At 52.1% G+C, this 7,925-nt stretch carries 7 protein-coding genes; 5 read left to right on the top strand and 2 right to left on the bottom strand.

Annotated features, from left to right (window positions below; translation table 11 throughout):
- Positions 1-90 precede the first annotated feature (90 nt).
- On the bottom strand, positions 91-312 hold the full coding sequence (locus tag I2H39_RS29245; protein WP_138309490.1) for a helix-turn-helix transcriptional regulator: 222 nt from the start codon (positions 310-312) through the stop codon (positions 91-93).
- 118 nt (positions 313-430) lie between these two features.
- Between I2H39_RS29245 and I2H39_RS16500 the strand changes: the two genes are divergently transcribed.
- The 3 genes from I2H39_RS16500 (at position 431) to I2H39_RS16490 (ending at position 3,626) form a co-directional block, all read left to right on the top strand.
- Positions 431-829, top strand: coding sequence for a hypothetical protein (locus I2H39_RS16500; protein ID WP_195627026.1), 399 nt, complete (start codon positions 431-433; stop codon positions 827-829).
- Between the two features lie 162 nt (positions 830-991).
- Complete coding sequence (locus tag I2H39_RS16495) at positions 992-1,852, top strand: AAA family ATPase (RefSeq protein WP_207746844.1); 861 nt, start codon at positions 992-994, stop codon at positions 1,850-1,852.
- The gene (locus I2H39_RS16490) at positions 1,842-3,626 is read left to right on the top strand and encodes a hypothetical protein (RefSeq protein WP_195627025.1); all 1,785 of its coding nucleotides are present in this window, start codon (positions 1,842-1,844) and stop codon (positions 3,624-3,626) included. The genes I2H39_RS16495 and I2H39_RS16490 overlap by 11 nt, the downstream gene beginning before the upstream one ends.
- 58 nt (positions 3,627-3,684) lie before the next feature.
- Here I2H39_RS16490 and I2H39_RS16485 read toward each other — a convergent pair whose 3' ends face one another.
- Positions 3,685-4,701: a GH25 family lysozyme gene (locus tag I2H39_RS16485; RefSeq protein ID WP_195627024.1), complete on the bottom strand. Its 1,017-nt coding sequence runs from the start codon at positions 4,699-4,701 to the stop codon at positions 3,685-3,687.
- A gap of 128 nt (positions 4,702-4,829) precedes the next feature.
- Here I2H39_RS16485 and I2H39_RS16480 point away from each other — a divergent pair, with 128 nt between their 5' ends.
- Entirely contained in the window at positions 4,830-5,564 is a 735-nt protein-coding gene (locus I2H39_RS16480; RefSeq protein WP_138309485.1) for a class I SAM-dependent methyltransferase, read from the top strand.
- Positions 5,565-5,613: 49 nt separating this feature from the next.
- Positions 5,614-7,815 carry a DNA topoisomerase III gene (locus I2H39_RS16475; protein ID WP_195627023.1) on the top strand — a complete coding sequence of 734 codons (2,202 nt, stop codon included), beginning with the start codon at positions 5,614-5,616 and terminating at the stop codon, positions 7,813-7,815.
- Positions 7,816-7,925: the final 110 nt, after the last annotated feature.

Raw genomic sequence — 7,925 nt, 5'->3', positions numbered from 1 at the left:
AGAAGTGATTAGGTAAAGAAAAAGTAGATACTCTCGTATCTACTTTTTCTTGTAATACCCAAAGTCCAGAAAGAACCGGCTCCATGCGGTCTATTCATCTTCTTCATTATCGTTTATTACCTTTAATATATCATTGGGAGTGCACTTCAGACATTCACACAGCTTGGCCAGAATGGTAAGGTCGATGCGGGATACCTTATTCTTGCAGTAGTTATTAAACTGGGTCCGCTGCAAATTGCATTTTTCACATACATGGTTTTTACTTTTGTTTTGTTTCTTCAGCAGATTTTCCAAATCAATCTCGATATGCACATCATCCCCGCCTTTCCGTATAAGCTTTGTATATAAGTATATCTCTGGATGTATTGAAATATAAGCTGTATTAAAGTACAATATGTATAATGATATAGGTGAGGGGGATAAAAGGAAAATGAGAAAAAGACTGGGACATGCCATACTGGTTCTTATGGCTCTTTGCATGTACCTGCAATGGGGAAGGGGAGTTTCGGTAAAAAATACTATATCCTCTTCCTGGGATGGAAAGAGGGCGGAACATATTACCGTTGTTGTAAACAGACTGTACATACGCAATAAGGAGGCGCTTGCCCTGGAACTGGTTGAGACCTGCATCAACAATGAATTCCGTGATGTGCGGTTCAGCTATGATATGGGCTATCCGGTGGAAATAAGAATGGATGTCTACATCAATGAGGCATCCTGGAAGCGGGGCATCCGGTGCTTTGAGGTGCTGTTTGCCCAGCCGGAGGAGGAGCAGTACAGGTATAATGTGAAGGATAACCGGGAACGGTTTGTGATGACGGTAAAATAAATAAAAAGCCCGGATGCCCAAAATATTTTCTCAAAACCGCAGAAAATCCGCACCACAAGTGGATTCTGTGCTACAATCAGACTGTAAAAAAAGGAAGAGGGCATAACGGTGATTAAATTCTTAAAAGAAGAAAAGATAAACAGCAGCTTAATTCAGGGAATCATGGAATTCCGGGCCTCCCATCCGGTCAGGGAGGAGGACCGGGGCAGAATCCCCGTACCCCGTTACCTGTATTATGGAAAGGAAGTATGGGAGCAGGCCATTGCCGCCCTTCTGTGCGGCCAGAACCTGCTTCTCACAGGGCCAAAGGCAACGGGAAAAAACATATTGGCCCAGAATCTGGCGGCGGCCTTTGGCAGGCCGGTGTGGGATATCTCCTTGCATGTCAATATGGATGCGTCCGGTCTCATAGGAACAGATACCTTTGAAAACGGGGCTGTTGTATTCCGTCCGGGCCCCGTGTACCGCTGCGGAATCAGCGGCGGATTTGGAGTACTGGATGAAATCAACATGGCCAGAAACGAAGCCCTGGCCGTGCTCCATGGAATCCTGGATTTCAGACGGACCATGGATGTGCCGGGCTACAATGTGGTGCATCTGGATGAGGGGACCCGTTTCATTGCCACCATGAATTACGGGTATGCAGGTACAAGGGAGCTGAACGAGGCCCTGACCTCCAGATTTTCCTGCCTGCAGATGCCTGCTATATCCGAGGAAAATCTGGAGAAGCTGATGGGCCGGGAGTATCCCGGACTAAAGAAAACTTATGCCAGACAGTTTATCCAGCTGTTCCTGGATATAGAGCGAAAATGCCGGAGCGCCCAGCTTTCCACCCGTCCCCTGGACCTCAGAGGACTCCTGGATGCTGTCCGTCTTATGGAGAAGGGACTGGATGCGGGAGCTGCCCTGGATATGGGCCTTACCAACAAGTCCTTTGACCCGTATGAACAAACCCTGGTACGGGATTTAATCAGGGCAAGGATTCCTAAAAAACTGGAAAGGGAGAAGCTGTTTGCAGACTGATATGGAGATGCAGGAATATGACGGCCAGGAGCGCCGGGCTCTTAACATGATATGGACCGCGGCAGAGGACCACTCCTTCCGGCCGGAGTTCATGGCCTTTGACCGGTACGGAAGGGCTGACCTTTATCTCAACAGCATTATCGGTTATGTCCACAGGTGGCATGACGGCGGAGCATTGTCTGAGCTGTTTGGGGCTTTTCAGGGTACGGCTCTTCAGGACATCTACGATACCATACTCTGGCTTGGCCTGGAATGCAGCGTCTATGAAAAAGAACGGGAAGGACGTCCCGTGCTGGCGGAGCTGCGCAGGGAATACTGGGCCCGGGTATTGGAGGAATCCAGGTGGTCGGCCCGGGAAAAGCTGGTCCAGTCCCTTCAGACGGGCTGGGGCAGTCTGGTGCTGGGACAAAAGCCAGGAGTGATGTCCTGGGAGCGGGGGATACTGTCCTGCCTTTCCTTTGATGCATCTGCTGACACCAGTGAAATTATAGAGCGTGTTTCCGGTATCCTTTGGGAATACTTCCGTTTTGACTGCCGTTCAGAACAAAAGAGAAAAGAAAACAGAAAGCGGATAAAAGACATGATTAAGCCCTTCCGTTTTATCCGTCCTGCCCGCAGCGTGATAGTGAGGAATACGCTTGCCGGACATGGGCAGGGGTCCCACAAGCCGGCATCGGACGGCGGGGAGCCATCCGGAAAGGCCCGTAATAAGCCATCCCGTACCGCCAAGGGCTTTGGCTTTCGGCTGGAGGCAGCGGGGGAGCGGAGGGAACAGGCGGTACGCTCCTATCTGGATGCCTGCTATGGCGTTTCCATGTACGGTGAGCGGCAGAATCAGGCCATCCGCCACATGCTTTGTACGGGATGCCACAGCATGTGCGGCCTTCATTTTACCAGAGGAGAGAAATTCCTGCAGGCTACGGACCGCGGGGAAGCCTCCAGACAGCTGTGGGAGGCCGCGCAGCAGCGAAAAAGGAACAGGGAACAGTTTGAAAAGAACCGGTCAGAATATCAGAACAGCATACGGCGCCTGATGGAGCAGCTTCAAAATACCCTTCTGGTGGATTTGCAGCCTGTTCCCGAGAAAAGCAGCAGGGGAAAATTGCTGGGGGAATCTGTATGGCGGGCCGTGTATTTGAAGGATGACCGTGTATTCCTGAAAATTTCAGAGGAAGAACGGCTGAATGTTTCCGTGGATTTGATGCTGGATGCATCTGCGTCCCGTATGGGACATGAAGCCGTTATAGCGGCACAGGGATATATCATTGCCGAGAGCCTGACGCGCTGCAGGATACCGGTCCAGGTGTATTCCTTTTCCACCATTGAGAATTATACGGTACTGCGCATATTCCGCGGATATGGGGAGACGGAGAAAAACAGGGAAATCCTGGACTATGTGGCGTCCGGGTGGAACCGGGACGGCCTGGCCCTCAGGGCAGCGGGCCATCTGGCGCAACAGTCGTCCTGTGGGAAACGTCTCCTTATTGTGCTGACAGACGCCAGCCCCAACGACGAACAGAGGATGGCTCCTGTTTCCGGGACCGTGCGGGGAAAGGCATATTCCGGGAACGCGGGCATTGAGGATGCGGCAATGGAAGTAAGGCAGCTTAAAAAGCAGGGAATCAGGGTGATGGCTGTCTTTTACGGCCTGGACAGCGACCTGGAGGGCGCCCGTAAGATATACGGAAGCAGCTTTGCCAGAATCAGGGAGATGGGGCAGCTGGCGGATACGGTTGGAAATCTGATTACGAATCAGCTGCGGTACGGCCGATAGCAGCAAAGAAGGGGATATCCCGGAGCCTGCAGGCTTTCAGGATATCCCTTTTTTGACATTATGGTATGACAAGAACCTGCCCCGCATAAATCAGGTTGGGGTTTGCTATGCCGTTGGTGTACGCCAGGTCAGATACGCTGGTGTCAAACCGGTTTGCAATGGCGGAGAGGGTATCGCCGCTTTTTACCCGGTATATGATGGTGCCCGGGGCATCCGGAATCTCCAGTATCTGTCCTGTGTAAATCACATTGGGATTGGCAATGCGGTTTAATTCAGCCAGCTGGTCCACCGTGGTGCGGAATCTTCTGGAGATACCCCACAGGGTGTCGCCTCCCTGCACCTTGTAAGTGAGAAGGGCTCCTATGGCGCCGGGAGATGGTTCCGGCTGAGGCGGCTGGGAGACAATGAACATGGAGTCTTTGAAGAAATCCATGTCCGCATTACCGCTGACTCCCGGCACCTGTCCGGTGTCCGAGTACTGGAATCCATCCCAGGTATCCCATGGGCCCGTACTTTCGGGCTGGTTTACATCGTAATCAGCTACCCACAGGGGGTAGGAAGAGAAACCGCTGTTCCACAGGGCGGCGGCGTTGTAGGAGTCTGTATACAGGGCAGGACCGTATCCTAGGCGGCTGGCCAGGGTTTCCATAAAAGCCAGGCCAATGGCGTTGATTTCCTGGCGGCTCAGACCTGGGAAGGATTCAAAATCCATGGCCGGATAGCAGTCAATCTGCTTGTCCTGTATTAAGGAATAGAAGAATTCTGCCTGCTGCCTGGCCTGGATTGTGTTGGAGGCAGTTACATAGTGATAGTAGCCGATTTTCATGCCTGCATCCAGGGCGTTTTCATAGTTGGACTGGAAGCGGGAATCCACGTAATCCGGTCCCACGCCGGTCCGGATATAGACCACCTCGATACCGGCTGCCCGGACTGCATGGAAATCAATATCGCCCTGCCAGCTGCTGACATCCATGCCATGGTACAGGCGGGAAGCCGCAAATGCAGGAGAGCATATGAAGCACACGGCAAAGATAAGGGACAGGATAATACCTGCTGCGCCCCGTAAATATTTCATAGTCATTCCTCCTTTGGGGTGGGGATTAACAGGGTACAGTATACTATATGAAGAAATGAAAACAGCGGTGACATGCCAGAGGGAATATGTTAGAATGAAGGAAATGCCGCGGGGAAAAGGAGATAAGGATGAAAGAGAATAAATATGACAATGAAATATTTTTTGAAAAATACAGCCAGATGGAGCGTTCTAAAAAAGGACTGTCGGGAGCAGGCGAATGGGAGACACTGAAGGCGCTGCTGCCTGATTTTGGGGGGCAGCGTGTGCTGGATTTGGGCTGCGGGTATGGCTGGCATTGTATTTATGCCATGGAGCAGGGGGCTGTCTCTGCCGTGGGTGTGGACATATCCGGTAAGATGCTGGAGGTGGCCAGGGAAAAGACAAATGATTCCAGGGTGCAGTATGTGGAATGCGCTATGGAGGATATTGATTTTCCAGAGGAATCCTTTGATGTGGTGCTGAGTTCACTGGCATTCCACTATGTGGAAAGCTTCAGCCAGGTGGTGGATAAAGTGAGGGATGGGCTGGCGCCTGGTGGATATTTTGTGTTTTCTGTGGAGCATCCTGTATTCACTGCCTATGGAACCCAGGATTGGTATTATGACGAGGAGGGAAATATCCTTCATTTTCCTGTGGATAATTATTATTATGAGGGAAAAAGAAAGGCTGTTTTCCTGGGGGAAGAAGTGATTAAGTACCACCGTACCCTGACCACGTACCTCAACACCCTTTTGACCCATGGATTTGAACTCTGCCAGGTGGTGGAGCCCCAGCCGCCGGAGAGTATGTTCCATATACCCGGTATGCGGGATGAGATGCGAAGGCCTATGATGTTAATTGTGTCGGCCAGAAAACGTTCCTGACAGAGGACGGCAGAGACACCGGTTAGAAATCAAGATAAGGAGTACATCGATGAAATCACTTGTAATAGCAGAAAAACCTTCTGTTGCCCGGGACATTGCCCGGGTTCTTAAATGCGGGAAGAATATAAACGGCGCCATAGAGGGGGAACGCTATGTGGTTACCTGGGGGCTGGGCCACCTGGTGACTCTGGCGGACCCGGAGGATTATGATAAGAAGTATAAGGAGTGGAGGATGGAGGACCTTCCCATGATGCCTGAGGTATTTAAACTGGAAGTCATCAAGCAGACTGCCAGACAGTACCAGGCTGTGAAGACCCAGATTTACCGCGGGGATGTGGGGGATATCATCATTGCCACTGATGCGGGAAGGGAAGGCGAATTGGTAGCCCGGCTGATTCTGAAAAAGACAGGATGCAGCAAACCCATCCGCCGTCTGTGGATATCGTCTGTGACAGACAAAGCCATCCGGGAAGGATTTGCAAACCTGAAAGACGGCAGGGAATACGATAGTCTGTATGATGCAGCCATGTGCAGGGCAGAGGCGGACTGGCTGGTGGGCATCAATGCCACCAGGGCCCTGACATGCAAATACAATGCCCAGCTCTCCTGCGGCCGCGTCCAGACCCCCACCCTGGCTATGATAGCAAAGCGGGAGGCCCAGATACGTGCCTTTGTGCCTCAGCCGTACTTTGGTCTTCAGGCCAGAACGGACGGACTGGTCCTTACATGGCAGGATGTGAGCACAGGCAGCCACCGTTCCTTTGAACGCGGCCGGATAGAGGGCCTGGCCCAGAATCTTAAGGGGGAGCCGGCTGTTGTGGCTGAGGTAAAGCGCACGCCTAAAAAGACATCCGCCCCCCTGCTCTATGACCTGACGGAGCTGCAGCGGGATGCCAATAAACGGTTTAATTACTCTGCCAAAGACACGCTGAACATCATGCAGCGCCTCTACGAGAACCATAAGGTCCTGACCTACCCCAGAACCGATTCCAGATACCTGAGCGCGGATATTGTTCCCACCCTTAAGGAACGGCTGAAGGCGTGCGCCATCGGCCCTTATAAGGCCCTGGCCGGCCGCCTGGTGAACCAGCCCCTGCCGGCAAAGCCTTTTTTTGTGGATAATAGCAAGGTATCGGACCATCACGCTATCATTCCCACGGAACAGTATGTGCAGCTGGACCACATGACCATTGATGAGCGCAGGATTTATGATTTGGTGGTCCGCAGGTTTCTTGCCGTCCTGTATCCGCCTTTTGAATATGATGAAACCAGCCTTGGGGTGGATATCCGGGGCGAGCGGTTTATTGCAAAGGGAAGGATTGTAAAGAGCCAGGGATGGAAAGCTGCTTATGACACGGCTGTGGAAGACGGGGAAGACGGGGATGAGACTGAGGTAAAGGACCAGCAGCTGCCGGACCTGAAAAGGGGGGATGTGCTAAAGGGCCTGTCCCTTAAGATGACGGAGGGTAAGACAAAACCGCCGGCTCCCTTTAATGAGGCAACGCTGCTTTCAGCCATGGAAAATCCCGTGGCCTATATGGAGACAAAGGATAAGGCCATGGCAAAGACCCTGGGCGAAACAGGCGGTCTGGGCACCGTTGCCACCAGGGCTGATATCATAGAAAAACTGTTTTCCAGCTTTCTGCTTGAAAAGCGGGGCAAGGATATCTATCTTACATCCAAGGCAAGGCAGCTTCTGGAGCTGGTGCCTGAGGACCTGAAGAAGCCGGAGCTGACAGCGGACTGGGAGATGAAGCTGTCGGGCATTGCAAAAGGAAACCTGAAAAGGGGAGCGTTCATGAAGGATATCCGGGGCTATTCCCAGGAGCTGATTCGCCAGATTAAGACAGGGGAAGGCTCTTTCCGCCATGACAACCTGACCAACACAAAATGCCCTGTATGCGGAAAACGGATGCTGGCAGTAAAGGGAAAGAACACGCAGATGCTGGTGTGCCAGGACCGGGAGTGCGGCCACCGGGAGGTTCTTTCACGTACCTCCAATGCCAGATGCCCTGTGTGCCATAAGAAGATGGAGCTTAAGGGCAAGGGGGACGCCCAGGTATTTGTGTGCAAATGCGGCCACAAGGAGAAGCTGAAGGCGTTTGAGGAGCGCAGGAAAAAGGAAGGCGCAGGCGTGACAAAAAAGGACGTGGCCAGGTATCTGAACCAGCAGAATAAGGAAGCCGGGGAGCCGGTTAACAATGCATTCGCCAAGGCGCTGGCCGGTCTTAAGCTGGAGGATAAGGGATGATGGCCAGAGGGCGCGCTGTCATAAGCGGAAAAACAAAACAAAAACCGTCTGAGCCAGTAAAAAATTCTTGACAAGAAAGTTAGTTGATGCTAATCTATATATGCAGTCAG

It is taken from the genome of Clostridium sp. 1001283B150225_161107_B6, assembly GCF_015556325.1.
GTDB lineage: Bacteria > Bacillota > Clostridia > Lachnospirales > Lachnospiraceae > Enterocloster.
The sequence above is the reverse complement of the archived record's forward strand: the minus strand, read 5'-3'. Positions and strand labels throughout refer to the sequence as shown.